Source organism: Acinetobacter sp. Swhac1 (assembly GCF_013390985.1).
GTDB lineage: Bacteria > Pseudomonadota > Gammaproteobacteria > Pseudomonadales > Moraxellaceae > Acinetobacter > Acinetobacter towneri.
In genome coordinates, this window is record NZ_JACASN010000112.1 from 1 (window position 1) to 821 (window position 821).

Here is an 821-nt window from a genome sequence, read left to right on the forward strand (position 1 = left end):
GGCACTGTTGCAAATAGTCGGTGGTGATAAACTTATCATCCCCTTTTGCTGATGGAGCTGCACATGAACCCATTCAAAGGCCGGCATTTTCAGCGTGACATCATTCTGTGGGCCGTACGCTGGTACTGCAAATACGGCATCAGTTACCGTGAGCTGCAGGAGATGCTGGCTGAACGCGGAGTGAATGTCGATCACTCCACGATTTACCGCTGGGTTCAGCGTTATGCGCCTGAAATGGAAAAACGGCTGCGCTGGTACTGGCGTAACCCTTCCGATCTTTGCCCGTGGCACATGGATGAAACCTACGTGAAGGTCAATGGCCGCTGGGCGTATCTGTACCGGGCCGTCGACAGCCGGGGCCGCACTGTCGATTTTTATCTCTCCTCCCGTCGTAACAGCAAAGCTGCATACCGGTTTCTGGGTAAAATCCTCAACAACGTGAAGAAGTGGCAGATCCCGCGATTCATCAACACGGATAAAGCGCCCGCCTATGGTCGCGCGCTTGCTCTGCTCAAACGCGAAGGCCGGTGCCCGTCTGACGTTGAACACCGACAGATTAAGTACCGGAACAACGTGATTGAATGCGATCATGGCAAACTGAAACGGATAATCGGCGCCACGCTGGGATTTAAATCCATGAAGACGGCTTACGCCACCATCAAAGGTATTGAGGTGATGCGTGCACTACGCAAAGGCCAGGCCTCAGCATTTTATTATGGTGATCCCCTGGGCGAAATGCGCCTGGTAAGCAGAGTTTTTGAAATGTAAGGCCTTTGAATAAGACAAAAGGCTGCCTCATCGCTAACTTTGCAACAGTGCCT

The 821-nt window shown here is 52.4% G+C and carries 1 protein-coding gene; it reads left to right on the plus strand.

The window, feature by feature from the left end; genetic code table 11:
- Positions 1-63: 63 nt before the first annotated feature.
- Positions 64-768 (plus strand): IS6-like element IS26 family transposase, encoded by a 705-nt coding sequence (locus HX743_RS16195; protein ID WP_001067855.1) that lies wholly within the window; start codon positions 64-66, stop codon positions 766-768.
- Positions 769-821 lie beyond the last annotated feature (53 nt).